The sequence below is a fragment of the Microcoleus sp. S13_B4 genome, assembly GCF_036700885.1.
Lineage (GTDB): Bacteria > Cyanobacteriota > Cyanobacteriia > Cyanobacteriales > Microcoleaceae > Microcoleus.
The window spans coordinates 1-1,474 of sequence record NZ_JAUBPU010000146.1 but is presented as its reverse complement, the minus strand read 5'-3'; the positions used below and the strand labels follow the sequence as shown (position 1 = coordinate 1,474).

1 protein-coding gene is annotated in these 1,474 nt (G+C 47.0%); it reads right to left on the bottom strand.

Translation table 11 applies throughout. The features are described 5' to 3' along the window. Nucleotides 1–47 precede the first annotated feature (47 nt). The gene (locus QT994_RS27630; RefSeq protein WP_333180319.1) at nt 48–860 is read right to left on the bottom strand and encodes a reverse transcriptase N-terminal domain-containing protein; all 813 of its coding nucleotides are present in this window, start codon (nt 858–860) and stop codon (nt 48–50) included. Nucleotides 861–1,474 lie beyond the last annotated feature (614 nt).

The following is a 1,474-nucleotide window of genomic DNA, read 5'->3' as shown; positions in this document are numbered from 1 at the left end:
GATTGAGGATAGGTTTGGACACTAACCTAGAGAAGTCACCTCCTCACTCACAACATGCGACATCGTGTCGCGCTTACCATGTCATCCGCATAACGGATTGATTGGTGTATTTCCTCAATCCCATTGAGAGCAATATTGGCTAGTAATGGACTTACCACGCCCCCTTGCGGGGTTCCTTGTTCTGGAAATTCTGGATTAACTCCTGATTTTAGACAACGGAATATTCCGGTCTTGATGCCTTTTGGGGCGATGAGTCGTTCCATGATGCTGGTGTGGCTTATCCTGTCGAAGCATTTTTCGATATCAAGTTCGATAACCCGTTTTTCTATTCCATCACTCTGGGAGCGTAGATTATGAAACAGTTTTTTCTGCGCGTCGTGCGCCGACCTTCCTGTTCTGAACCCATAGCTCTGAGCATGAAAAGTTGCTTCGTGTGCTGGCTCTAGCGCGTATTTTGCGAGACATTGCCAAGCTCTATCAGCGATAGTAGGTATCTTGAGGAGGCGGGTACTCCCATCCTTTTTAGGGATTGGTATTGAACGTAACTTCTGATGTTTCCAGTTGTTACTTTTGGCTCTGAGTTCTTCACTCAGGGCAAGCCTTTCCTCGAATGTGAGTGAGGCTTTTCCATCTATTCCCGCAGTCTTTTTGCCAGCATTTAGTTGAGTTACTTGACGTATCGCCAACATTCTTGCAGCCCGAGATTTCAGAATTAGCTTTTGAAGGGACTTCGCTTTGGGCTTGTCTCCAACCTGAATCGCTTTAAACACTCGTTTTTGTAGGCGGAATAAGTCCCTCCGGAATTTCTTCCAAGGTAACGTCTTCCAAGATTCACTAACATTACTGCTGTGTCTAATCATGCTCTGCTCTAACTTATGTTTTCTGAACACCTCAGACCAATTACGGTCTGTCCTACCCGAACTGTGGGGGTTCCGCTGCTCGTCTAGCCTACTTGGGGTTCGACTTCCCCTTGACCCTTAGCTCGTTTTTCTTCGTTCCCTCGGTTAGATTGATTGTTCCTTTAGGTGGAGCCACTTTAACTACTGAATCCCCTAGACTCTTGCCGATATTAGAGTAATGATTCGGCGGGAATAAGCTCCAGTGAAGTCGGGATTTATAGTCTGTGTCCCGCTCCTGAATAAGTTACTTTTCTAGGCTCTGTTTCACCATCGGAACTCCCCATTAACGCCAGTGTCACCTCACATTAGATGTCTGATTGCATCCTGTTCCCAGCTTCACTCTCCAAGAATCGAGCTTGGTCGGTGTGGGCAGATAGGGAGTCATACCTGAGTCTGGTAGAAGGGACTTGCACCCTTATCAGACCGAGAGTTCAGCCTTGTGGCTGGAAACGCTATGTACGGACTGATTACCGTGATTCACGTTTCAACGAATCGCACTACTCTTTTCATTACTAACTGGGGCTGTGGTATCCGCTGGCATAGCTTCTTTGGCGACGAGTGAGATTGTGATGAGC